A 25318-nucleotide genomic window follows, 5' to 3' on the forward strand; every position below is an offset into this window, starting at 1 on the left:
CGTGGTTTTGCTGTCGTGCCGAGCCGGAACTGTACGGGCCCGGTAAAACAGCCGTCCAGCCTCACCCCTGCGGATTGATCGGATTGGGCAAGAAAGCCACCGGATCGCTCTACTGCCTGCCCGGGCTGCCCCATGAATATGTGCATCGCACACTTCATTACCAGTGAACAGGTCACCCGGCAGAAGGTGACGTTCAACAATCAATACCAGATGAAAACAGTGGGCAACCTGTTCGTGCCCAAGGACATGATCAGCGGCCGCAAGTACCCGGCGATCATTGTCGGTCACCCCATGGGCGCCGTGAAAGAACAGAGCTCGAACCTGTACGCGCAGAAACTCGCTGAGCAGGGGTTCATTACGCTGGCGATCGATCTGTCCTTCTGGGGCGAAAGTGAAGGCCGGCCGCGTAATCTGGTGTCCCCTGAGATCTACGCCGAAGACTTCAGTGCCGCCGTTGATTACCTCGGCAGCCAGGGTTTCGTCGACCGCGACCGCATCGGCGTGCTGGGCATCTGCGGCAGCGGCAGTTTCGCCATCAGCGCCGCGAAAATCGACCCGCGCATGAAGGCCGTCGCCACGGTGAGCATGTATGACATGGGCGGCGTTAATCGCAACGGCCTGCATCATTCGGTGAGTGTCGAGCAACGCAAAGAAGCCATCGCGGCCGCCGCTGCACAACGCGACGTCGAATTCGCCGGCGGCAAAACCCGGTACACCAGCGGCACCGTGGACACACTCACCGAGCAGTCCAACCCGATCGAACGTGAGTTTTACGACTTCTACCGGACCCCACGGGGCGAGTTCACCCCCAAGGGCCAGTCGCCTGAATTGACCACGCACCCCACGCTGAGCAGCAACGTGAAGTTCATGAACTTCTATCCTTTCGCTGACATCGAGACGATTTCACCGCGGCCGATGCTGTTCATCGCTGGCGAGAATGCCCATTCCCGTGAGTTCAGCGAGGAGGCGTATCGCCTGGCCGGTCAGCCCAAAGAGCTGGTGAACATTCCGGGTGCCGGGCACGTGGACCTGTATGACCGGGTGAATCTGATCCCTTTCGACAGGCTGACGGCGTTCTTTCAGACCCACCTGAAGTAACCCCCAGGCTGTTTCAAGCCGCTTGATCCGGCGCGGTGTCGACGGATCGAAGGGGTAGATCAGGGGTTTACGTGGCGTGACGCACATTGGCGTCACGCCACAGCCTCATTCCTTCACATCCATGAAATCCTTGGCCCAGGCCACGTAATTTTCCGGGAAGGTGTAGGTGTGGGTCAGTTCGGTGGCGCTGTGGTTCGAGGTGCTGTGGGTGACCTGACGCTGGGCACGGAGGCTGTCGTAGGTGGCCTTGATCGCGGCAAAGTACGCCGCGTGACCGGCGACCACCACCCGCACCCCCAGATCAGCCAGGCGCTGCCGGTCATTCAGCTCGGGATTGCCGTAGGTCACCAGCATCAGCGGGACGGTGAGCTTTTCCGAAATCTGCTCCAGGTGCTCGAAGTCCTTGATGCCAACAATGCAGATGCCGTCGGCACCGGCCTTTTCGTAGGCCAGGGTGCGTTCGATGATGTCCTGGACCGGCAAGACCCCGGCGTTGGTCCGGGCGACGATCGTCAGTTCCGGGTCGACCCGGGCTTCAAGGGCGGCCTTGACCTTGCCGATGCCTTCTTCGATCGAGACCAGGTCGGTGGATTTACGGCCGAATTGCGCGGGCAGCAAGGTGTCTTCGATGGTCAGCGCCGCCACACCGGCGCGCTCCAGTTCTTCCACGGTGCGCATGACGTTCAGGGCGTTGCCGTAGCCGTGGTCGGCGTCGGCAATGAACGGCAGCTGCGCCACACGACCGATCCGGGTGGCCTGCTCGACGAACTCGCTCAGGGTAATCAGTGCAAAATCCGGCGCTGCCAACACCTGCAGCGACGCCACCGAACCGCCCAGAATGCCGACCTCAAACCCCAGGTCCGCCGCAATGCGCGCCGACATGGGATCGAACACTGAAGCCGTCTCGACGCAGTGCTGCGAAGCCAGCTGCTCACGGAATTTGCGACGCAAAGCGGAGTGGGAAATTCTGGACATAAGGCTTCCTGATTCAGGCCGTCATCGAAATGCCAGCAATGCTACCGCAAATTCAGGCTGAAACGTCTCACCTCGATGAGCGACGTGCATTGAATTGCCATTGCACCTCGACGGGACTGACCTCCACCGCACTCAGTAGGACTGGCTTCAGCCGGGAAGGCGCCGGACCTCACACCACACCACACGACCTCAACTCCAAATAACAAAGCAAGCGCTTGCGTGAATCGATTCAGCTGTTCTAGGATTCAGCTGTTCCGAAATATTTCAAAGCAATTCCCGAGTGTCACCCGCAAAGAGGTGGCCCAGGCATAAAAACAAGAAACCTCGGAGATTCACATGATCAGCTCGTCTGCTCGATTGCCGCGTGTGCTGTCCGCGCTCGTCATTGCTGCTTCATCGGCCGCCCGGCCATGAGCGCCGTCCCCGCTATGTCTCCCCAGCCCGTGCTGGAAATGACCGCCATTTCCAAGACCTTCAACGGCCTGCGTGTGCTGAAAAATGTCGCCCTCAAGGTCTACGCCGGTGAAGTTCATGCCCTGATGGGCGAGAACGGCGCGGGCAAGTCGACGCTGATGAAGATCCTGTCCGGCGCTTACCAGGCCGACGCCGGTGGCGAGATCCGCATCGACGGCCAGGCCCTGAGCGCATTCGACCCGTTGTCTGCCAAAGCGCGTGGCATCGCGGTGATCTATCAGGAGCTGAGTCTCTGCCCCAACCTCAGCGTCGCCGAGAACATTTACCTGGGCCGCGAATTGCGCCGTGGCTGGAGCATCGATCGCAAAGCGATGGAGGCCGGTTGCGTCGACGTCCTGGTGCGATTGGGCGCCGACTTCAAACCCTCCACCAAGGTCAGCGTGCTGTCCATTGCCGAGCGGCAACTGGTGGAGATTGCCCGGGCGCTGCACGCCAACGCGAAAATCCTGGTGATGGACGAGCCGACCACGCCGCTGTCGTCCCGGGAGACCGACCGCCTGTTTGCGCTGATCAAGCAGCTGCGTGACCAGGGCCTGGCGATCATTTACATCAGCCATCGCATGGCCGAAATCTACGAGCTGTCCGACCGGGTCTCAGTGCTGCGCGACGGCGAGTACGTCGGCATGCTGGAGCGCGACGCGCTGTCGGCCGAGGCATTGGTGAAGATGATGGTCGGCCGCGACCTCTCCGGTTTCTACAAGAAAGAACATGCCGCCTACGACCCCGGCGCGGTGGTGATGCGCGTGCGCGACATGGCCGACGGCAAGCGCGTCAAGCCGTGCAGCTTCGATCTCCATGCGGGCGAAGTGCTGGGCATCGCCGGGCTGGTCGGGGCAGGGCGCACGGAACTGGCGCGACTGATTTTCGCTGCCGATCCGCGCACCTCCGGCAGCCTTGAAGTGGCCGGCAAAGCGATCACCGATCTGCGCAACCCCACCGACGCCATCCGTGCGGGGGTGGTTTACCTGACCGAAGATCGCAAGGCCCAGGGCCTGTTTCTGGACATGAGCGTGCGCGACAACATCAACGTCTGCGCCTGCGTGCCCGACGCCCATGCCGGCGGCGTGCTGGATCGCGGCCGTGGCGCACAGCGGGCAATCGAGGCGATCCGTTCGCTGTCGATCCGCGTGGCGTCGGGCAAGGTCAATGTCGGCGCGCTGTCCGGCGGCAATCAGCAGAAAGTGCTGCTGGCGCGGCTGCTGGAGGTCAAGCCCCACGTGCTGATTCTCGATGAGCCCACCCGCGGCGTGGACATCGGCTCGAAGTCCGAGATCTACCGGATCATCAACGAGCTGGCCAAGGCCGGCGTCGGCATTGTGGTGATCTCCAGCGAGCTGCCGGAAATCATCGGCACCTGCGACCGCGTGCTGATCATGCGCGAAGGCGAGCTGGTGGCCGAAGTCGGCGGAGCGTCGGGGCAGGAGATCTCCCAGGAACGGATCATCGATCTGGCAACGGGGAGCGAGAACGCCGCAGCCGCTGCGGCCCACGGCGCCCGCGATACTTTCGACCACCCCATTCAACAACAATAAAAAAGGAACCCAGGCCATGAGTCTGCCCCTGGAAAACTCGCCCACCGTTGCCGCCATCAGCAAGCGTGAACGGGTCCGCGAACTGATGCGCACCGTCGGCATGCTGCCGGTGCTGATCCTGTTGCTGATCGGCTTTTCGCTGATGACCGACACCTTCATGAGCTTGCAGAACCTGTCGATTATCACCCAGCAGGCTTCGGTCAACGTGGTGTTGGCGGCGGGCATGACCTTCGTCATTCTGACCGCCGGCATCGACCTGTCCGTGGGGGCGATTCTCGCGGCCTCTGCAGTGGTCGCCCTGCAAGCGTCGATGTCACCGCAGTTCGGCATGCTCGGCATCGCCGCCGGTGTCGGCTTCGGCCTGCTGCTGGGGCTGGTCAACGGTGGACTGATCGCGTTCATGCGCCTGCCGCCGTTCATCGTCACCCTCGGCGCACTCACCGCCATGCGCGGCCTGGCGCGTCTGCTGGCCGACGACAAAACCGTGTTCAACCCCGACCTGCCGTTCGCCTTCATCGGCAACGACTCGGTGCTCGGCGTGCCGTGGCTGGTGATCATCGCCGTCGCAGTCATCGCGGCGTCGTGGTTCATCCTGCGCCGCACGGTGATGGGCGTGCAGATCTACTCGGTGGGCGGCAATCCCGAAGCGGCGCGCCTGTCCGGGATCAAGGTGTGGAAGGTGTTGCTGTTCGTCTACGCGGTTTCCGGCGCGCTGGCCGGGCTCGGCGCGGTGATGAGCGCTTCCCGCCTGTTCGCTGCCAACGGCCTGCAGTTGGGCCAGTCCTACGAGCTCGACGCCATCGCGGCGGTGATCCTCGGCGGCACCAGTTTCACCGGCGGCGTCGGTACCATCGGCGGCACCCTGATTGGCGCGCTGATCATCGCCGTGTTGACCAACGGTCTGGTGCTGCTGGGCGTTTCCGATATCTGGCAATACATCATCAAAGGCATCGTCATCATCGGGGCGGTGGCCCTGGACCGCTATCGCCAATCCGGTGCGCGGACCTGATCCAACCTTGTATGGCTGCACGCGCTTCAACGAAGACTCCGACAATAATCACAAGAGAGAACCCATGAACGTCAAACGCAAATTCCCCGCTGTCGTGTCCCTGTGCCTGGCCGCGCTGCTGTCCCAGGGCGTTGAAGCCCGCGAGCTGAAATCCGTCGGCATCACCCTCGGTTCCCTGGGCAACCCGTATTTCGTCACCCTGGCCGACGGCGCCAAGGCCAAGGCCATGGAGCTCAACCCCGCTGTCAAAGTGACCTCTGTCTCCGCCGATTACGACCTGAGCAAGCAGTTCTCGCAGATCGACAACTTTATTGCCTCGGGCGTCGACCTGATCCTGATCAACGCGGTGGACCCGAAGGCCATTGCCTCGGCCGTCAAAAAGGCCCAGGCCGCCGGCATCAAGGTCGTGGCCGTCGACGTCAGCGCTGCCGGCGTCGATGCCACCGTGCAGACCGACAACGTCGAAGCGGGCAAGCTGGCCTGCCAGTTCATCGTCGACAAGCTGTCGGGCAAGGGTAACGTGATCATCCAGAACGGCCCGCAGGTGACCGCCGTCACCGATCGCGTCACCGGTTGCAAATCGGCCTTCGCCGCCGCGCCGGACATCAAGATTCTCTCCGACGATCAGGACGCCAAAGGCTCCCGCGAAGGTGGCCTGAACGCGATGCAGGGTTACCTGACGCGCTTCCCGAAAATCGACGGCCTGTTCGCGATCAACGACCCCCAGGCGATCGGCAGTGACCTGGCCGCCAAGCAACTGAAACGCAGCGGCATCGTCATCACCTCGGTGGACGGCGCGCCAGACATCGAGCAGGCCCTCAAGGCCGACACCTCGATTCAGGCCTCGGCCAGTCAGGACCCTTGGGCCATGGCGCAGCAAGCGGTGGTCATCGGTAACGATCTGCTCAACGACAAAAAGCCGGCTGAAGCGGTCACCCAACTCACGCCGAAACTGATCACTCGCGACAACGTCGGTTCCTACAGCGGCTGGTCCAGCAAGCACTGAGACGCAGGCCTGAAGGAGTCGTTGCCGTGATCAAAATGGAAGACGTGGCGAAGCGGGCGCGGGTGTCGACGTCGACCGTTTCACACGTGCTCAACGGCACGCGCAAGGTCAGCGCCAAGACGGTGGAAGCGGTGCAGCGGGCGGTTCAGGAGTTGGGCTACGTCCCCAACACCCTGGCGCGCTCGCTGGCCCGTTCGCGCACCAACACCATTGGCGTGGCGATCTCGGCGCTGTCCAATCACTATTTCAGCGAGACCGTGCACGCCATTGAAACCGAATGCGCGCGCCACGGCATCATGATGCTGTTCGTCGACACCCACGACGATCCCGCCCAGGAACTGCGCGTGGTTCAGGCGCTGCACCATCGTCGCGTCGACGGGATTCTGCTCGCGCCGTCCAGCGACCCGCAGCAGGCAGCGTTGGCGTACCTGCGCAGCAACGCCATTCCCAGCGTGCTGGTGGACCGGATGGCGGTGGAGGGCTTCGATCAGGTCGGCGTCGAGAATCGCCAGGCCACCCGCGAGTTGGTCGCTCATCTGATCGGCCACGGTCACCGGCGCATCGGCATGATTGCCGGGCATCGCGGCCTGAGCACGACGGAGGAGCGGATCGAGGGCTACCGGCAGGCGCTGTTGGACGCTGACGTACCGTGGGATCCGCAGTTGCTGATCGACGGCGAGTCGAACAGCGAATCCGCACGGGTCGCCACTGCTCAGTTGTTGCGCTTGAACCCGCCGCCCACGGCGATTCTGGCGGCGAATAACCTGATGACCATTGGCGCAATGCACGCCTTGCGTGACGCCCACATCGACGTGCCCGAGCAAATGGCGCTGGTGGGTTTTGATGATTTCGACTGGGCGGATTTTTTCCTGCCGCGCTTGAGCGTGATTGCTCAGCCGGTGCAGGCCCTGGGCGCGCGGGCGGTGCAGTTGCTGTTGCAGCGCATTGATAAGCCCGAGGGCAAACGAGTGTCGGAGCGACTGGCGCCGACCTTACGGATTCGTAACTCGTGCGGTTGCCCTTGAGCGTCCGCTGCCAGTCACCGGGTTTTCAGGCACTGAACTCTCAAGCACTGAACTCTTAAGCACCGAACTTTCAGGAACCGAATTTTCATGAATCACCTTGTTTCCCTGGGCATCGACCTTGGCACGTCCGAGCTCAAGGCCGTGCTGCTGGACGGCGAAGGCGTGGTGCTGGCCCAGGCCGGTGCGCGGGTGGAAGTCAGCCGCCGGCAGTCGGGCTGGTCGGAGCAGAACCCCGCCGATTGGTGGCAGGCCTGCCTGTCAGCGCTCGGGCAGTTGCGGGCAAGCGATCCCCAGGCATGGGCGCGGGTCGGCTGCATCGGCTTGTCGGGGCAGATGCACGGTGCGGTTCTGTTGGGTGCGGCGGAGCAGGTGCTGTACCCGGCGATTCTCTGGGACGACTCCCGCGCTGTGCTTCAGGCGTCGCAGTTGAACAACGATTTTCCGGAGTACGCCGACGTCACCGGCAGCCTGGCCATGGCCGGGCTCACCGCGCCGAAGCTGTTGTGGATGCAGCAACACGAACCCCAGGTGTTCGCGCGCATCGCCAGCGTGCTGTCGCCGAAGGATTACCTGCGCTTGCTGCTGACCGGCGAGCAGGTGAGTGACATGTCTGACGCCGCTGGCACGTTGTGGCTGGATGTGGCCAAGCGCGAGTGGTACGCGCCGATGCTTCACGCCACCGGGCTGACGATCGAGCAGATGCCCCGGTTGCTGGAGGCCGATCAACCGTCGGCCGGGCTGAGTGCCGAGGCGGCGGATGCCCTGGGGCTGCCGCTGGGTCTGCCCGTGGCCGCAGGCGGGGGTGACAACCCGGTTTCGGCGGTGGGCATCGGCGCGATCAACGCCGGTGATGCGTTCGTTACCCTCGGCACCAGTGCGGCCATCGTCGCGATCACCGACCATCCGGCGGGCAATCCGGGCAGCGCCGTGCACAGTTTCTGCCACGCGCTGCCGCAGCGGTGGTACACCATGGGCGCGATGCTGGCCGGGGCGAGTTGCCTGCGCTGGGTCACTCGGTTGCTGGGTCAGCCCAGTGAGCAGGCGTTGCTCAATCAGGTTCACGTTGAGTTGCCGGTCGATCAGCCGGTGGCGGTTTCCAGTCCACTGTTTCTGCCCTACCTCGCGGGCGAGCGCACGCCCCACAACGACCCGCTGTTGCGCGGTGGATTCATGAACCTGGCCCATGACTGCACGCCAGCGATGCTGGGTTATGCGGTACTGGAGGGCGTCGGTTTCGGGCTGCTGGACGCGATGAACGCCACGCTGTCCGCCGGCGCGACGGTCAACGCCTGCGCCCTGGTGGGCGGCGGTGCACGCAGCGAATACTGGGCGCAGTTACTCGCCAACATCCTTGATCGCGAGGTGTACACCTTCCACGGCAGCGAACTCAGCGCCTGCATTGGCGCGGCGAAGCTAGGGTTTCTGTCGATCGGGGAGGGGGCCGAGTGGCTGAAGCGGGGGATGGCGGTGAAGGCGCGGTATCAGCCGATGCCGGCGGTGCAGGGGGCGTTGACGGCCCGCTACGGGAAATTCAAAGGCTTGCTCGGTGCTGCGCAGGGATTACGTGCCTGACAACATGATGATCGATGATCATCAAATCAAAAGCTTCCCGGCTAAAGCCGGTCCCACTGACTGCATGCAGTGAGTAATGATCTTTCCCACGCTCCGCGTGGGAATTCATACCATGACGCTCCGCGTCAGCTTTGGGACGCGGAGCGTCCAGTCCTGCATTCCCACGCGGAGCGTGGGAACGATCAAAAGGCTTCCCGGCTAAAGCCGGTCCTACAGCTGGGAAGAGGACGGTCAGGGCGCTGGAGTTTCCGGCTCAGACCTTCATCGTCGGCGGCAACTCCATCAGCTTGTCCAGCGTAATCGGCAAATCCCTAATGCGTTTGTCGGTGGCGTGTGAAACCGCATTCGCCACCGCCGCAGCCAGGCCGGTGATGCCGATTTCACCAATACCGCGAGCGCCGAACTCGTTGAGCTCGAAGTCCGGGTAGTCCAGCAGGATCACATCGATCTCCGGCTGGTCGGCGTGCACCGGCACCACGTATTCGGCGTAGTTATTGTTCACCGGCATGCCGTTGCGCTCGTCGAAGTCCGTCGCCTCAAACAGCGCCATGCCGACGCCCATGACGATGGCGCCTTCGACCTGATTGAGCGCGGTTTTCTGGTTGATCACCTTGCCCACGTCAATCGCACTCACCACCCGCGACACGCGCAGCCGCGAGATGCCCGGGTCCCAGCGTACTTCAACGAAATGCACGCCGAACGAGCGAAACGAATGCTTGCTGGTGTCGTTCATGCCGGTTTTGGCTTCACCGAAAGCGCTGGACTGCTTCTGCGCCTTGAGCACGTCGGCGATGGCAAAGGTCTTGTCGCCGCTTTTCAACTGACCCTGCTCGAAACTCACCTGATCAGCCTTGACCCCGGCAAACACGCCCTTGGGCGCAGTCGCGAACGCCTTCAACTGGTCAACGGCCTGGCGGGTGGCCTCGGCAATGGCCGGCAGCACACTGGCGGTCGCCCATGATCCCCCCGACACCGGCGCCGGCGGGAACGACGAATTGCCCAGCTCGACCTCGATCTTGTCCAGCGGGATGCCGGTGATGCTGCTGACCACTTGAGCAACGATGGTGTAGGTGCCGGTGCCGATGTCCTGCACCCCGCAAATGGCCCAGGCCGTGCCGTCGGCGCGCAGCGCAACCTGCGCCTCTGCCGGCGTGCGATAGGCGTCCCAGTTACAGGCGGCCATGCCACACCCGATGATCTCGGTGCCGTCCTTCATCGAACCCGGCGCCGGGTTGCGTTTGTTCCAGCCGAAGCGCTCGGCGGCCTTGTCGATGCACTCCTGCAAATGATTGCTCGACCACGGCAGGTTCTGGCTTTCATCGCGCTCGGAGACGTTGAGCTTGCGGAATGCCAGCGGGTCCATGCCGATCTTTTCCGCCATCTCGTCTATGGCCGACTCCAGGGCGAACAGCCCCGGCGCAGCACCTGGCGCACGCATGGAGGTCGGCGTGCCGCGATTGACCTCGATGATCTTGTGGGTGACCAGCACGTTCGCGCAGCTGTAGAGGCTCTTGGTCGAGGTGCCGCAGTTTTCCTTGTACGGGTCGGTAAAGGACGTGGTGTTGATGGATTCGTGGCGCACCGACAGCAGCTTGCCCTTGTCGTCGGTTGCCAGGCGCATGCGCTGACGGGTCTCCGGGCGATGGCCGGTGGTGGTGAACATTTGCTGGCGCGGCACGACCAGCTGCACGGGACGCTTGAGCACCTTGGCGGCGGCGCAGGCGGCGACCGAGTGCGGCCAGATCCACAGCTTGCTGCCGAAACCCGAGCCAATGAACGGCGCACGCACCTCGACCTTCTCCGGGATCAGGCCGAAGATCTTCGCCAGGGAATTGCGGTGGGCGACCACGCCCTGGGTGGCTTCGTAGACGATCAGGCGCCCGTCTTCCCAACTGGCGACCGTGGCGTGCATTTCCATCGGGTTGTGGGTTTCGACGGGGGTCGAGTAGGTGGCGTCGATGCTGTGAGCGGCACTGTCGAACGCAGCGGCGGCGTCACCCCGGGTGTGGTTCGGGCTGCCGTCCTGCAAGGCGCCGGCTTTCAAGCCTTGTTCGAGGTTGGCGACCGCGTCGGTCTTGCTGTAGCTGACTTTGATCTTGTAGGCCGCGGCCCGCGCATGCTCGAAGGTGTCGGCCACCACCAGGGCGACGAACTGCCCGGCGTAGTGCACGGTGTCGTCCTCGAACGGCAGGCGGCTTTCGTCGGACTTGGCTGCCTTGAGGATCTGCGCAAACGACATTGGCAGCGTCGAGTTGTGATAGAGCGGCGGGAAGTTGCCGTGATGCAGAATCTCCAGCACGCCCGGCGATTTACGCGCCGCGTCCAGTTCCAGGCCGGTGATCTTGCCGCTGGCGACAGTGCTGAATACACCGTAGCCGTAAGCCATATTGTTCAGGTGATGGTCGGACGCGTACATCGCGCTGCCGGTGACCTTACGCTGGCCATCGATGCGGCGGGGTGCCGAGCCAATCATTGCATCAGTCATGGTGAATCCTCCGGTCAGGCGTTCAAGGTGCCGAGATTGCGCACGATGGCCTGTTGCCCCAACGCGATCTTGTAGGCGTTATGGCGATAGGCTTTGGCGCCCTTGAGGGCGATGGCGGCGACTTTCTCGAGGGTCTGCGGCGTCAGGGTCTGGCCCTTCAACGCCTGCTCGGCTTCGATCGAACGCCAGGGTTTGGTGCCGACGCCGCCCAGTGCCACCCGCGCTTCGCGCACGGTCTGGCCGTCCATGACGACAATCACCGCGCTGGACGCCAGGGCGAATTGGTAGGAGGCGCGATCCCGCAGCTTCAGGTACGCGGACTTATTACCGGCCAGCGGCGCGGCCAGGACCACGTGGGTGATCAACTCATCGTCCAGCAGCGCGTGTTCTTTCCACGGCGTCGAGCCGGGCAGCAGGTGGAAGTCAGCGAAGTCAACGCTGCGCTTGCCTTTCGGACCCTGCACCTCGACCGTCGCACCAATGGCGACCATCGCCACGCACATGTCTGAAGGGTGGCTGGCGATGCACTGGTCGCTGGTGCCGAGCACCGCGTGGACGCTGCGATTATGGCCGTCGATGGCGGCGCAGCCCGAACCCGGTTCGCGCTTGTTGCAGGGCGAATAGCCGTCGCGGAAATAGTTGCAGCGCACCCGCTGCATCACGTTGCCAGCCGTGGTTGCCTTGTTGCGCAACTGAGTCGTGGCGCCGGAGAGCAGCGCCTGGGACAGCACGGCGTAGTGCTCGACGATGTGCGAGTGATGGGCCAGTTCGGTATTGCTGACCAGCGCACCGATGCGCACGCTGCCGTCCTTCTGCACCTCGATCTGCTTGAGGGACAGGTGGTTGACGTCGATCACCTGATCGGCCGGCATGATGTCGAGCTTGACCAGGTCAAGGAGCGTCGTGCCACCGGCGAGGAAGAAGGTCGTCGGGCTTTTTGCGTGGGTCGTCACGGCCTGTTCGACGCTGCTGGCGCGTACGTAATCAAAGGCTCTCATCAGCTCACCTCCTGGACTTTGATGCGCGCCGACTGGATCGCCGCGAGGATGTTCTTGTACGCGCCGCAGCGGCAAATGTTGCCGCTCATGGCTTCGCGCACGCTGTGGTCGTCGGTGCCGATGTTCTTGTCTTTGAGCAAGGCCGCGGCGCTCATGATCTGCCCGGAAGTGCAATAGCCGCACTGGTAGGCATCGTGTTCCCAGAAAGCTTCCTGCACCGGGTGCAGCTTGCCGTTTTGCGCCAGGCCTTCGATGGTGGTGATGTCGTCGCCTTCGTGCATGGCTGCGAGGGACAGGCACGAATTGATCGCTACGCCATTCACGTGAACCGTGCAGGCGCCGCACTGGCCGTGGTCGCAGCCTTTCTTGGTGCCGGTGAGTTGCAGGCGATCGCGCAGTACATCCAGCAACGCAGCGTTGGCCGGCAGGTTCAGGGTGTGGGCCTGGCCGTTGACCTTCAGGGTCATGCGCCGCTCGTCGGCCGCGGGCGGGTCGAGGTCATCGGCGACGGCGGCCTGGGCTTCCAGCGCCTGGGTCCAGATCGGCGCCGTCGCGGCAGCAAGGCTGGACACGCCGATGGATTTCAGGAAATTGCGGCGAGAAGGGACAGTGAAGGCCTTGAGGTCACAAGCCAGTTCTTCTTTATTGGGGCGATCAGGCTGATCGGTCATGAAAGGGTTCCTCGTCAGCGTTGGGTCAGACCTGGCGGCCGACGGTGGGCGGACGCGCGGGCAGGGACGGCAGGTGGAGCGGCATGCAGTAGGGCTGGGGCAACGGCAGTTTTCAAAGTGACGGCAGGCGTTAACGATAACCAATGCGCAGGCATGGCATTTCGTTGAATCCGTGCATGCACTTGTGAGCTGTGCTTTCTAATCCGTGGCGTTTGTGTCAGCAACGAGGGCTGGCGCCTTGTCGGACTCAGTTAAAGCAGGCAGTGCTGGCCATGGCTCAAGGGTTGTGACCGAGGCACCGGGGGATGGTTGCGGATATTTCTCGAGCGGAAAAATCACAGGATGTTACAAGTGCCCGGGCCGCGGAATCCGGCCCGGGGACGTTCAGCGTCAGGCGGCCGACGCTTCTTCTTTCAATGTCGCCATGTCGATGACAAAGCGGTACTTCACGTCACCCTTGATCATGCGTTCGTAGGCTTCGTTGATGTCCTTCATGTGGATCATCTCGATGTCGGAGACGATGCCGTGCTTCGCACAGAAGTCCAGCATGTCCTGGGTTTCCTGAATCCCGCCGATGAGCGAGCCGGCGATGCTGCGGCGTTTGAAGATCAGGTTGAACACCCCTGGCGACGGGTGCGGCTGATCCGGCGCGCCCACCAGGGTCATGGTGCCGTCGCGCTTGAGCAGGTTCAGGAACGGATCAAGGTTGTGCGGCGCCGCCACGGTGTTGAGGATGAAGTCGAGCTGATTGGTCTGGGTCGCCATTTCATCGGCGTTTTTCGACACGATGACTTCATCGGCGCCCAGGCGCAGGCCGTCTTCGCGCTTGTTCGGCGACGTGGTGAACAGCACCACGTGAGCGCCCATGGCATGGGCGATCTTCACCGCCATGTGACCGAGACCGCCCAGCCCGACGACGCCGACCTTCTTGCCCGGGCCGACTTTCCAGTGGTGCAGCGGCGAGTAAGTGGTGATCCCGGCGCAGAGCAGCGGGGCGACGGCGGCCAGATTGTCGCTGTGGGAAATCTTCAGGACGAACTTCTCTTTCACCACGATCTTGTCGGAGTAACCGCCAAAGGTGTTCTCGCCGCCGAACACCGGGCCGTTGTATGTGCCGGTGAAGCCGTTCTCGCAGTATTGCTCTTCGCCTTCCGCGCAGGACGCGCAGTGCTGGCAGCTGTCGACCATGCAGCCGACGCCGGCGAGGTCGCCGACCTTGAAGTGGGTGACGTTGGCGCCGACGGCCGTGACCTTGCCGACAATCTCGTGGCCCGGCACCGACGGATACAGGGTGTTGTTCCATTCGTTGCGTGCGGTGTGCAGGTCCGAGTGGCAGACGCCACAGAACAGGATGTCGATCTGCACATCGTCGGCCCCCGGCTCGCGGCGCTCGATGTGCAGCGGGGCCAGTTTGTCAGTGGGTTTTTGCGCGGCGTAGCTGTAAGTCTTTATCATTGGGTGATCATCTCCAGTGAGGCAAAAAGACGGGTAACAGCAATCAGTGACAGGCGAGGGCGCTCAAAGGTCAATGCCGAAACATGAAACCGTCGCCGCCGGGCTGTTTGGCGAGCTGTGTGAAGCGCACTGAGTCAACAGGGTGCCGGGTCAAATCTTTCAATTTGCAGGGCGCTACCGTGCCGTGCGGCGGGTAATTGCAATAAATGTCGTGGAAACCGGTTTTTTCGTCGCGAATAGACTGCAAATCCGAATATGCCGCTTGCAACCTTCTGTCACACCCCATGAAGATAGCGCAGTCCGACGCTGGCAATGGAGCGCCTATGAATTTCCCACTTTCGACCCCCTGCGGGTACACGTCCATTGCCGACGATTGTATGCCTGCGCCCGTCGATAACGACGCCCTGACCGCGGTCGGGTTGTCCGGGGAAAGTTCGTTGGACGCCTTGCTGCGCGCCGCCCGGCAGACTGCACCCACCTTGACCTGGGCCGCTTATCGTGCCGGCCAGCAAATGCACCTGCTGGGGCAGGGCTGTTCCGCCACGGACTGGCCAACGTTGATCCCCCGGGAGGAATTCGACGGCTACTGCCGCCAGCACCATCTGCAGCGTTGGGTGACCGGCCATGGCGAGTCCGCCCTGGGCTGGCTGTTGATGCCGGAGGCGCACTCCGACGATCCGTACTTCGCCGAGCTGGCCGGCCGCCTCGGCCTGCGCCTGCAAACCGATGCGCTGGCCCGGGCCCAGGCCACCCAGCGGGTGCTCTATGAAATCACTTACCTGGCCAGCTCCACCCGTGACCGCTCGGCGTTTTTGCAGGGCGTGCACCAGCAGCTCTCGACCCTGATCGACGCAGAAAACTTTTACCTCGCGCTCTACGAAAGCCACAGCGGGAAGATCACCTACCCTTATTACATTGACATCACTGACCTCGACGCCCTCGAAGCGGAAACCTACGAGTTTCTCGATCCCGAGCGGCTGTCCATGACCGGTTATGTGCTGACCACCGAGCAGGCGCTGTTCGTTGACGCCGCCGCCATCGAGCGGGCACGCGTGCTGGATCGGTTTCACTGCGTGGGCCATCGCCCCGAATTCTGGATGGGCGCGCCGCTGAAAAACGCCTCCGACGACGTGTTCGGCATGCTGGCGATGCAGGTCTACGATGTGGCCCGGGTCTACAGCGTCGAGGATCAGGAGCTGTTTCTGGTGGTGGCGCGCCACGTCGCGATGGCCCTGGACCGCATCCTGCACCGCGCGCAGCTGGAAGAAACCGTGGCCCGCCGCACCCTCGAGCTGTCGCGCCTAAACGACGCCCTGCGCAACGAAGTGGCCGACCGCGAACGCGCCGAGCACTTGCAGAGCGCGCTGTTCCAGATCACAGAGCTGTCCAGCCAACCCGGCGACATGACCGACCTGTTCAAAAGCCTGCACGGCATCGTTGGCGAACTGCTGTTTGCCCTTAACTTCTATATCGCGCTGTTCGACGACGCCACCGGCGAGGTGACGTTTCCCTACTACGTGGACGAACGCCTGACCCGCCGCCCCGATCCGCGCCGTGGCGAGCGGGGCTTTACCGAGTACGTCATCCGCCAGCGCCGGCCGTGCCTGATCGACGGTGCCGAGGCGCGCTGGCTGGAAAGCATCGGCGAGATCACCCTGCAGAACGAGGTCAACCGGTCGAGCTCGTGGCTGGGCATTCCGTTGTTCGACGGCGACGTGGTGCGTGGCGTGCTGGCAGTGCAGAGCTACACCTCCCATGTCAGCTACTCGTTGCGCGATCAGGAGCTGCTGACCTTCGTGTCACGCCACATCGACACGGCCTTGTCCCGACGCAGCGCTGCCGAGGCCATTCATACCGCCAATCTGCGTCTGGAAGCGCGGGTTCAGGACCGCACCCGGGAGCTGGACTACGCCAACGCCAAGCTGCAACACGAAAACGCCCACGACGCGCTGACCGGCCTGCCCAACCGCAGCCATTTGCAGCAGCGCCTGAGGGACGCGTGGGAGAAATTCTGTGAGAAGGGCGAGGAACTGGCGGTGATGTTCATCGACCTCGACCGCTTCAAAATGGTCAACGACAGCCTCGGCCATCATTCAGGTGACTTGCTGCTGATCCAGGCAGCTGACCGGCTGCGCCAGTGCATGCGCGACAGTGATTTGCTCGCCCGGCTGGGCGGTGATGAATTCGCCGTACTGGCCTACGCCGCGCCGCCGGACATCACCGTGGCGATTGCCGAGCGCATTCTGCTGGCCTTCGACGTGCCGTTCTACATCGACGGCCATGCGGTGTTTTCGTCGTGCAGCATCGGCGTGGTCGGCGCTGACCTGCAGTTTCACAGCGAGCCGGCGGATTTGCTCCGTGACGCCGACACCGCCATGTACCGGGTCAAGAATGCCGGGCGCGACAGCTACGCCGTGTTCAACCAGGAAGTGCGCCGCGAGGTGTCCGACCAGATGGAGCAGGAGACCGCGCTGCGCAATGCCCTCAAACGCACCGACGAACTGGTGCCGTACTTCCAGCCAATCATCGATGTCGCCAGCGGCCGGATTCTGGCCCTCGAAGCCCTTATTCGCTGGCGTCAGGCCGATGGCCGGATCGTCGCACCGGGTCAGTTTCTGCCGGCGCTGGAAGGCCTGCGCCTGATCGGCCGGCTGGACCTGTACATGCTGCAGCAAGTGGTGGCGATCCTTGCCCATCCCGACCATACGCACTGGCCGACGGTGCACGTCAACTGCTCCAGCTACAGCATCACCCGTCCGGAATTTTCCAGCGAGGTGCTGGGTTTGCTCAACCAGCATGGCGTGGCGGCATCGCGCATCTGCCTGGAACTCACCGAAGGCGCGCTGGTGGCCGAGCCCGAGCTGGCACGCCAGGCCATGAAGCACCTGGCGGACAACGGCGTGTCGGTGGTCCTTGATGACTTCGGCGCCGGGTTCTCCTCCCTCAGTTACGTGCATCAGTACCACTTCAGCGGGCTCAAGATCGACAAGTCGTTCACCCTGGAACTGACCACCAGCTCCCGCAGCCGGGCCATCGTTCGCGCCATTGTGCGGATGGCCGAATCCCTCGGGCTGACGGTGGTGGCGGAGGGCGTGGAAGACGCCGCGACCCTCGATCTGCTGCGGGAAATGGGCGCGGGTCAGGCGCAGGGTTACTACTTCTCGATGCCGGTGCCCCAGGACAAGCTGGATTTGAGCGCGTTGCTGTAACACAGGGCGGCCGGTCTGGAGAGATGACTCAGGTCGGCCGTCGCGATATCGTGAAACATTCCGCAACATTTCTCTCCGGGGCGAGTCAACGCTACATCTCCCTGCAAAGAATTGTTCATGAAAACGCCTCGACCCTCCGCACGTCTCAAGCCGCTCAACGAATTACGTAATCTGAAGATGGCCCGTTCTGCCCACGCCTATGTGCGCGGCAGCACGGTGCAGTTTTACGAATGGCTGCACAGCCAGTCTGGCCGACGTTTGCCCAGTGGCCCGCCGGTGTGGATCTGCGGCGACTGCCACGCGGGTAACCTCGGCCCGACCGGCGATTCGAAAGGGCGCATCGACATCCACATCCGCGACCTGGATCAGACCGTGATCGGCAACCCGGCCCACGATCTGGTGCGGCTGGCGCTTTCACTGGCCACCGCTGCCCGGGGTTCCGATCTGCCCGGCGTCGCCACCGCCAGAATGCTCGAAGAGATGATGCAGGGTTATGAGCTGGCGTTCGAAGACGGCGCCGACGAGGAGCCCGCACGTCCGGCACAGGTCAAGGCGGGGATGCGCAGCGCGGTTCAGAGGACCTGGAAGCACCTGGCTCAAGAGCGCATCGAAGACACCCGGCCGACCATTCCGCTGGGCAAGCATTTCTGGTCGTTGTCCCGGGATGAGCGTCATGGCCTGAAAGACCTGTGCTCGACGCCGGAGATTCATGCTCTGGTCACCTCGTTGAAAGGCCGATCCAAGGATGACCGCGTCGAGATGCTCGATTGTGCCTACTGGGTCAAGGGTTGCAGCTCCCTGGGCCTGCTGCGTTATGCGGTCCTGCTGAGCGTGGGCGACGATGAGGATCAGGAATATTGCCTGCTCGACGTCAAGGAAGCGGTCGCTGCCGCCGCGCCGCGCACCCCGCGCGCGGGCATGCCCCGGGACAACGGCAAGCGCGTGGTGGAAGGGGCCCGGCATCTTTCGCCGGGGCTCGGCAACCGGATGATCGCGACGCGCATGCTGGATCATGGCTTCTTCGTCCGCGAGCTGCTGCCCCAGGACATGAAGCTTGAACTCGATCAGCTGAGCGAACGCGAAGCCATGAAAGCCGCCGGTTATCTGGCCCGCGTCGTCGGACTGGCCCACGCCCGGCAGATGGACCTCTCCACGCGCTCGTCGTGGATGCGAGAACTGCAACTCAACCGTTCGCACACCCTGGATGCGCCGTCGTGGCTATGGAGCAACGTCGTGCATCTGGTGGGGAGCCATGAGCAGGGCTATCTCGAGCATTGCCGGCGGTATGCGCTGGAGAATTGATACCGGCTCAGGATTCGATTCGGACGGTGAGGCCCACTTGACCTCTACTTAGGTGGAGGTTCGAGACTGGGGGCCCTTATGTTCAGGATCACTGCCATGACGCCAACCTCCGCTGCTGCTCCGTTCACCTTGTACAACCCGGAAGGCTTGTACGATCCCGCCCCCAACGCCTATTCCCACCTTGCCGTAGTTGGCCCTGGCGCCGAGTGGCTGTTCGTCGCCGGCCAGGGCGGGGAGGACGCTCAAGGCCAGCTGTCCCCGGATTTTGCCGATCAGGCGGCCCACGCCATAGCTAACGTCCGCATCGCCCTGCAATCGCGTGGGGCCGACCTTCGGCATATCTTCAAACTGACGCTGCTGATGGTTGATCACTCCGAAGACCGGTTGCGCTTGTGGGTCGAGCAGGCGGATCTCGCATGGGCGGACAACATGAAGCCGGTGTGCACACTCATCCCCGTCCCACGCCTGGCGCTGGACGGAATGCTGATCGAGATCGAAGCAGTGGCGGCGCTTAGGCCCAGAGACTGACTGGTTTTTAGTGGGACCGTCTTCAGCCGGGAAGGGGCCAGTGTGAACACCATAAATTCTGCAGTGTGACTGCCGACGCCTTCCCGGCTGAAGCCGGTCCTACAGTCGAGGTTTGCCAATCCCAACGGGTGCACGCGGTCTCGTAGGACCGGCTTCAGCCGGGAAGAGGCCAGTGTGAGCACCATCAATTCTGCAGCGTGACCGCCGACGCCTTCCCGGCTAAAGCCGGTCCTACAGTCGAGGTTTGCCAATGCCACTGGCTGTACGCGGTCTCGTAGGACCGGCTTCAGCCGGGAAGAGGCCAGTGTGAGCACCATCAATTCTGCAGCGTGACCACCAACGCCTTCCCGGCTAAAGCCGGTCCCACATTCGAGGTTTGCCAGTCCCAGCGGGTGTACGCGGTCTCGTAGGACCGGCTTCAGCCGGGAAGAGGCCAGTGTGAACACCATCAATTCTGCAGCGTGACCGCCGATGCCTTCCCGGCTAAAGCCGGTCCTACAGTCGAGGTTTGCCAGTCCCAACGGGTGCACGCGGTCTCGTAGGACCGGCTTCAGCCGGGAAGAGGCCAGTGTGAACACCATCAATTTTGCAGCGTGACCGCCAACGCCTTCCCGGCTGAAGCCGGTCCTACAGTCGAGGTTTGCCTGTACCCCAGGGAGTACGCGGTCGATTAGTGGGACCGGCTTCAGCCGGGAAATCACCTGCAAAACCCATAACAGGCGAACCGGGCGGACCGCTTGCTGGTAAATTGGCGCACGCGTCATTTGTTGAGCCATCATTGGCTCCAGAATGGCGGACAGGCGCGGGTCGACCAGCCCTGTTCTCGACGCTTATCTTTATTCAATCTTTCCTGCTGAAGGGATTTAAACCATGCGGCAATTTGCGGCCCTCGCTCTGTTTCTCAGTCTCAATGCATTCGCCCAGGACGCGCCCCAGCCGATCGCCAAATGGACGCTGCTCGACCAGTTCGACAAGGCCTATACCCTGGACGATCAGGCCCAGGTGCTGTTGATCGCCCGCAGCATGGCGGCGGCGAAGATGGTCAACGCCGCACTGGAAGACAATCCCGAGGGTTACCTGGAGCAGCGTCACGTTGTGTACGTAGCGGACATCGAGAAGATGCCGTCCCTGGTAAAGATGGTGGCTGTGCCTGCCATGCGTTCGGCCAAGTACCGCATCCTGCTGGACCGCGAAGCCCGGGTCGCCTCGGCCTACGACGGCGACCGCGACACCGTGCAGTGGCTGACCCTGAAAAACGGCGCGGTCGTCCGTCAGGAACGGTTCTCGGACGGCGAACAGCTCAAGCAAGCCATTGCCAAGCTGGGTTCGCAGTCGGCTAGCCGTTGAGCCCGGCCTTCTCGAAGATCAGCCGCAGGTAGCCGGCGATGGTCGACGCATCGCCGTAGACCTCGCGCAGCGCCTGCTCGGCGCTGGACAAGTGCAGCGCCAGTTGCCGCTTGACCTTGTCCTCGCCGTACAGCGAAACGAAGGTCGATTTGCCGTCGTCCTTGCCTTGATCCTTGTCGCTGTCGGCGCAGCGGTCGCGCAAATCGTCGTACATCTGGAACGCCTGGCCCAGCTCCATGGCGAAGTTCTGCAACAGCGGCCGCTGATCGTCCCGCGCGCCGCTGATGAGCCAGACCATGTCCATGATCGCGCCGAACAACACGCCGGTTTTCAGGTTGTTGGTCAGGGCGATCTCGTCCGCGTCACGGCTGCGCTGGCCGTCGCGCAAATCCTGAAACTGCCCGCGCACCAGCCCTTGCATGCCTACCGTATTGGCCAGCACCTCGACCAGTTCAGTGCGGGTGGTGGCGGCCAGATCGCTGATGCTGGCGACGACGCCGAAGGCGCGGCTGAGCAGGGCAATGGCGGTCAGAATGGCCACGTCTTCACCGAACTTCAGGTGAACCGTGGGCTGGCCGCGTCGCAGCGACGCGTTGTCCATGCACGGCATGTCGTCGAGCACCAGGGATGCGGCGTGAATCATCTCGACGGCGCAGCCCAGGTCCACGGCCTGTCGCCTGATCGTGCGACTGTTCTCATGGCTGGCCTCGACCAGCCCTTCGGCCGCCAGCACCAACAGCACCGGGCGCATCCGCTTGCCCGGCGCCAACGTCGATTCACGCATGGCCAGGGCCACCAGATCGCGCTCGTTGCCGGATTCGGGCAGCAGCTCGGAGAGGCGCGTTTCGATTGCCGCCCGGACGTCTCCCAGTCGCCCGGCAAAGCCCGATTTGATTGTTGTGTCGACGTTACCTGCCATCGGTCTTTCCCTATGCTTTAGCGGTAAAACTGTTCGTCGCGGAGCGGTTCGGCGTGCGAGACCGGTCATCACGGAACGACTGCTGTTTCTAAATGCCTCAAGATACGGCAAAGTTGTACAGGAAAATCGGTTTTGTACAAGATTGCATCTGCAGAAGACCGTAGGGCCCGTTCAATAATTCAGCTGCATGGAGCGAGTATGACTCACAGCGATATGGGTCGTCGCAAAGACGATCACCTCGATATCGTGCTGGACAGGCGCGCCAGCGTGCGTACCTCCTTTTCCGGACTGGACGACATCCGCTTCGAACACTGTGCGCTGCCGGAATTGAATCTGGACGACATTGACGTGAGCGGCTCCCTGCTGGGCATCGCATTGCGCGCGCCGTTGCTTATCAGCTCCATGACCGGCGGGGCCGAGCGGGCCACCGCGATCAACCGTCATCTGGCCGAAGCCGCTCAGGAACTGGGCATCGCCATGGGCGTCGGCTCGCAGCGGGTGGCCTTGCAGAACGGCGGAGATCAGGGGCTGACCCGCGAACTGCGGCGTCTGGCGCCGGACATCGCGCTGCTGGGCAACATCGGCGCCGCGCAGCTGATCGAGCCTGACGGCCTGGACATGGCCCGCCGTGCGGTCGACATGCTTCAGGCCAACGCGTTGATTATTCATCTGAACCCCTTGCAGGAAGCGGTGCAGGTCGGTGGCGACCGGCGCTGGCAGGGCATTCTCGACGCCATCCACCGCGTGGTGCTCGATGTCGGCGTGCCGGTGGTGGTCAAGGAAGTGGGCGCTGGCCTGTCTGCCGATGTTGCACTGGCGCTGGTGAATGCCGGCGTGCAGGTGCTGGACATTGCCGGGCTCGGTGGCACCAGTTGGGCTGCGGTGGAAGCCGAGCGCGCCCAGAGCCCCGCCGATCGCGAGGTCGCCATGGCATTCGCGCAGTGGGGCATCCCGACCGCCGTCAGCCTGGCCATGGTTCGCCAGGCCTTGCCGGACACGCCACTGATTGCCTCCGGCGGCATCCACAATGGCATCGACGTGGCCAAGGCGATTCGTCTGGGCGCGGATGTCGTCGGCCAGGCCGCAGGCGTGCTGCGTAACGCGACCCTGTCCACCGCCGCCGTCATCGAACACTTCGACATCGTTATCCGCCAGCTGCGTATCGCCTGTTTCTGCACCGGTTCAGAGGACCTGCGCGCGTTGCGCAGTGCTCGCCTGGTGGCGCCCAACACCCTGCAGTCGTTGCTGTCATGACCCATTTTGCGGTGGTGGCACCGGCATTCTACAGCCACTTTCAGGCGTTTCAGGCCTTGGCCGGGACGCTGATCGACCGGGGTCATCAGGTGACCTTTTTCCAGCAGGCCGATGCCCGCCGCTGGCTGACCGATCCGCGCATCGGCTTTCACGCCCTCGGTGCCCTCAGTCATCCGCCGGGCAGTCTTGAAGCAGCGCTGCGCCGTGCGGCCTGCTCGAACAATCCGTTGCGCCTGCGCCGGGTGATCCGCGACCTGTGCGACACCACGCGCATGCTGTGTGCCGAGCTGCCCTCTGCACTGGCGGTGCGGCAGATCGAGGCCCTGCTGTGCGATCAGATGGAAGCGGCGGGCGGCATGGTCGCCGAAGGGCTGGGCTTGCCGTATGTCTCGGTGGCCTGCGCCTTGCCGGTCAACCGCGAGCCGCAGTTGCCGCTGCCGGTGATGCCCTTTGCCTACGCCACCGATGAACGCAGTCAGCATGTGTTCGAAGGCAGCCGCAAGGTGTACGACTGGCTGATGAGTCCGTTGAGCAAGGTGCTGCGTGATGCGTCACGGCGTCTGGCCATCGAGCCCCGCGACGGGCTGCATGAATGCCTCTCGCCGTACGCGCAGATCAGCCAGACGCTTCCCGGATTCGATTTCCCCCGTCAGCATCCACCGGCCAATTTTCACGCGGTCGGGCCACTGCGGGCGCCTCAGACCGAACAGCCGGGCGAATGGCCGATTGACCCCGCCCGGCCATTTATCTTCGCCAGCCTCGGCACGCTGCAGGGCAGTCGCTATGACATGTTCAAGCGCATCGCCACGGCCAGCCGGCAATTGGGCGCGCAGTTGCTGGTCGCCCATTGTGGCGGGCTCGATGCCCGGCAAGAGCAGCGGTTGATAAAGGCCGGCGCGACCTGGGTGACCGATTTCGCGCCGCAACAATGGGCGCTGCAACACGCCGATGCGGTGGTGACCCACGGCGGCTTGAACACCGTGATGGACGCTATCGTGGCGCGCACGCCGATGCTGGTCATGCCCATCGCGTTTGATCAGCCGGGCGTTGCGTCGCGCGTTACCCATGCCGGGATTGGCCTGCAATTGCGGCGCGGCGCCGGGGCCGGGCAGATTCGCGAGAGGCTGACGCAGCTGCGCGGGTTGCCCACCGAGCCTTTTGATCGCCTCGCAACGGAACTGGCCCGCGCCGGCGGCACGTCCCGCGCTGCCGACATTGTCGAAGCCGTGGTGCGCACGGGTGAGCCAGTGCTGGCGGGGTTGATGCCATGACCTACGATTTGATTCTTGCCGGCGGCGGCCTCGCCAACGGGCTGATCGCCTGGCGCCTCAAACAGCTGCGGCCGGAGCTGCGGGTGCTGTGCATCGAAGAGCAGACGCACCTGGGCGGCAATCACACCTGGTCCTACCACGAAGGCGACCTCACGGCCGAGCAGCATCAATGGCTGCAGCCCTTGGTGGTGCAGCGCTGGACCACCTATGACGTGCACTTCCCGCAACGCTCGCGACGGTTGAACAGTGGCTATGCCAGCATCACGTCGGAACGCTTTGCCGAGGTCATCGAGCCCGCTTTGGGCGATGCGCTCCTGACCGGCCGACGCATCACCGACCTCACTCCCAACGCCGTGGTGCTGGAAGGCGGCGAGCGGCTTCACGCCCGCGCGGTGATCGATGGCCGTGGCGTGCAGGCCACGGCGCACATGGTGCTGGGGCAGCAGGCGTTTCTGGGTCAGTTGCTGCGTTTGCAGGCGCCCCATGGCCTGACCGCGCCGATCATCATGGATGCCCGCGTCGCGCAGGGGGAGGGCTACCGCTTCGTCTACGTGCTGCCTTTTTCAGCTGACACCCTGCTGATCGAGGACACCCATTACGTCGACCAGCATTCGTTTTCATCTGACCAGCTTCGTCAGCACATCGCCGACTACGCCGCCGCCCAAGGCTGGGAGATTGCCGAGTGCCTGCGCGAAGAGCAGGGCGTGTTGCCGATCACCCTGGCCGGGGATTTCGCCGGGTTCTGGCGCGAAGCGGCGGGCCAGCCACGATCCGGTTTGCGGGCCGGGCTGTTTCATTGCACCACCGGCTATTCGCTGCCCCATGCCGTGCGGCTGGCGGAGTGGATCGCCGTTCAGTCCAGGCTGGATGCCGAGTCGCTGGACGCCGGCATTCGCGCTATCGCGCGGCACGCGTGGCACTCCCAGGGTTTCTATCGGCTGCTTAATCGCATGCTGTTCCTGGCCGGACGTCCGTCCAATCGCTGGCAGGTGATGCAGCGGTTTTACGGGCTGTCCGAAGGCCTGATCAGCCGTTTCTACGCAGGGCGCAGTAGCCTGGCCGACAAGCTGCGCGTGCTCACCGGCAAACCGCCCGTACCGATCGACGAGGCGGTCAAGGCCGCTGTTCGTTACCTGCCCAAGCACTACCAGGCCAGGCATCACCCTCCTAAGCACAACGAGAATTGAA

At 63.4% G+C, this 25318-nt stretch carries 19 protein-coding genes; 13 read left to right on the plus strand and 6 right to left on the minus strand.

The features are described from left to right. Positions 1–132: 132 nt before the first annotated feature. Positions 133–1098 carry an alpha/beta hydrolase gene (locus SLW75_RS01060; protein WP_410933279.1) on the plus strand — a complete coding sequence of 322 codons (966 nt, stop codon included), beginning with the start codon at positions 133–135 and terminating at the stop codon, positions 1096–1098. A 105-nt stretch (positions 1099–1203) separates the two neighbouring features. Here the strand turns inward: SLW75_RS01060 and SLW75_RS01065 are convergent, their stop codons facing one another. Then, positions 1204–2073 (minus strand): oxaloacetate decarboxylase, encoded by an 870-nt coding sequence (locus tag SLW75_RS01065; protein ID WP_065986037.1) that lies wholly within the window; start codon positions 2071–2073, stop codon positions 1204–1206. 428 nt (positions 2074–2501) lie between these two features. On the opposite strand from SLW75_RS01065, the gene SLW75_RS01070 reads away from it, so the two are divergent. The 5 genes from SLW75_RS01070 to xylB all read left to right on the plus strand — a co-directional run bounded on the left by SLW75_RS01070 (position 2502) and on the right by xylB (position 8691). Then, positions 2502–4079, plus strand: coding sequence for a sugar ABC transporter ATP-binding protein (locus SLW75_RS01070; protein WP_192131925.1), 1578 nt, complete (start codon positions 2502–2504; stop codon positions 4077–4079). 16 nt (positions 4080–4095) lie between these two features. Then, entirely contained in the window at positions 4096–5088 is a 993-nt protein-coding gene (locus tag SLW75_RS01075; RefSeq protein ID WP_410933280.1) for an ABC transporter permease subunit, read from the plus strand. Between the two features lie 64 nt (positions 5089–5152). Next, positions 5153–6094 (plus strand): ABC transporter substrate-binding protein, encoded by a 942-nt coding sequence (locus SLW75_RS01080; RefSeq protein ID WP_065987079.1) that lies wholly within the window; start codon positions 5153–5155, stop codon positions 6092–6094. A gap of 26 nt (positions 6095–6120) precedes the next feature. Continuing rightward, positions 6121–7119, plus strand: coding sequence for a LacI family DNA-binding transcriptional regulator (locus tag SLW75_RS01085; protein ID WP_065987080.1), 999 nt, complete (start codon positions 6121–6123; stop codon positions 7117–7119). Positions 7120–7206: 87 nt separating this feature from the next. Next, positions 7207–8691 (plus strand): xylulokinase, encoded by a 1485-nt coding sequence (xylB, locus tag SLW75_RS01090; protein ID WP_410933281.1) that lies wholly within the window; start codon positions 7207–7209, stop codon positions 8689–8691. A gap of 253 nt (positions 8692–8944) precedes the next feature. On the opposite strand, the gene SLW75_RS01095 is transcribed toward xylB, so the two are convergent. The 4 genes from SLW75_RS01095 to SLW75_RS01110 form a co-directional block, all read right to left on the minus strand. Further along, positions 8945–11176 (minus strand): xanthine dehydrogenase family protein molybdopterin-binding subunit, encoded by a 2232-nt coding sequence (locus SLW75_RS01095; protein ID WP_410933282.1) that lies wholly within the window; start codon positions 11174–11176, stop codon positions 8945–8947. Positions 11177–11190: 14 nt separating this feature from the next. Further along, positions 11191–12174 (minus strand): FAD binding domain-containing protein, encoded by a 984-nt coding sequence (locus tag SLW75_RS01100; protein WP_192131935.1) that lies wholly within the window; start codon positions 12172–12174, stop codon positions 11191–11193. After that, positions 12174–12845 carry a 2Fe-2S iron-sulfur cluster-binding protein gene (locus SLW75_RS01105; RefSeq protein ID WP_410933283.1) on the minus strand — a complete coding sequence of 224 codons (672 nt, stop codon included), beginning with the start codon at positions 12843–12845 and terminating at the stop codon, positions 12174–12176. The genes SLW75_RS01100 and SLW75_RS01105 overlap by 1 nt, the downstream gene beginning before the upstream one ends. A 390-nt stretch (positions 12846–13235) precedes the next feature. Continuing rightward, positions 13236–14300: an NAD(P)-dependent alcohol dehydrogenase gene (locus SLW75_RS01110; RefSeq protein ID WP_296310474.1), complete on the minus strand. Its 1065-nt coding sequence runs from the start codon at positions 14298–14300 to the stop codon at positions 13236–13238. Between the two features lie 377 nt (positions 14301–14677). Between SLW75_RS01110 and SLW75_RS01115 the strand changes: the two genes are divergently transcribed. The 4 genes from SLW75_RS01115 to SLW75_RS01130 all read left to right on the plus strand — a co-directional run bounded on the left by SLW75_RS01115 (position 14678) and on the right by SLW75_RS01130 (position 20686). Then, on the plus strand, positions 14678–17509 hold the full coding sequence (locus SLW75_RS01115; RefSeq protein WP_296310481.1) for an EAL domain-containing protein: 2832 nt from the start codon (positions 14678–14680) through the stop codon (positions 17507–17509). Positions 17510–17626: 117 nt separating this feature from the next. Then, positions 17627–18811, plus strand: coding sequence for a DUF2252 domain-containing protein (locus tag SLW75_RS01120; RefSeq protein ID WP_065987092.1), 1185 nt, complete (start codon positions 17627–17629; stop codon positions 18809–18811). A gap of 96 nt (positions 18812–18907) precedes the next feature. After that, on the plus strand, positions 18908–19339 hold the full coding sequence (locus SLW75_RS01125; protein ID WP_065987093.1) for a RidA family protein: 432 nt from the start codon (positions 18908–18910) through the stop codon (positions 19337–19339). An 870-nt stretch (positions 19340–20209) separates the two neighbouring features. Next, a complete protein-coding gene (locus tag SLW75_RS01130; RefSeq protein ID WP_065987095.1) occupies positions 20210–20686 on the plus strand; it encodes a hypothetical protein in 477 nt (158 codons plus the stop codon). Here SLW75_RS01130 and SLW75_RS01135 read toward each other — a convergent pair. Further along, positions 20676–21605, minus strand: coding sequence for a polyprenyl synthetase family protein (locus SLW75_RS01135; RefSeq protein WP_065987097.1), 930 nt, complete (start codon positions 21603–21605; stop codon positions 20676–20678). The two genes, SLW75_RS01130 and SLW75_RS01135, sit on opposite strands and share 11 nt — an antisense overlap. Positions 21606–21803: 198 nt before the next feature. Here SLW75_RS01135 and fni point away from each other — a divergent pair, with 198 nt between their 5' ends. The 3 genes from fni to crtY are packed head-to-tail and all read left to right on the plus strand — an operon-like array spanning position 21804 to position 25317. Then, positions 21804–22859, plus strand: coding sequence for a type 2 isopentenyl-diphosphate Delta-isomerase (fni, locus tag SLW75_RS01140; protein ID WP_065987099.1), 1056 nt, complete (start codon positions 21804–21806; stop codon positions 22857–22859). Then, positions 22856–24130 carry a glycosyltransferase gene (locus tag SLW75_RS01145; RefSeq protein ID WP_410933284.1) on the plus strand — a complete coding sequence of 425 codons (1275 nt, stop codon included), beginning with the start codon at positions 22856–22858 and terminating at the stop codon, positions 24128–24130. The genes fni and SLW75_RS01145 overlap by 4 nt, the downstream gene beginning before the upstream one ends. Then, positions 24127–25317 (plus strand): lycopene beta-cyclase CrtY, encoded by a 1191-nt coding sequence (gene crtY / locus SLW75_RS01150; protein WP_410933285.1) that lies wholly within the window; start codon positions 24127–24129, stop codon positions 25315–25317. The genes SLW75_RS01145 and crtY overlap by 4 nt, the downstream gene beginning before the upstream one ends. The last annotated feature ends 1 nt before the right edge of the window (position 25318 follow it).

The organism is Pseudomonas sp. W5-01 (genome assembly GCF_046540435.1).
Lineage (GTDB): Bacteria > Pseudomonadota > Gammaproteobacteria > Pseudomonadales > Pseudomonadaceae > Aquipseudomonas > Aquipseudomonas graminis_B.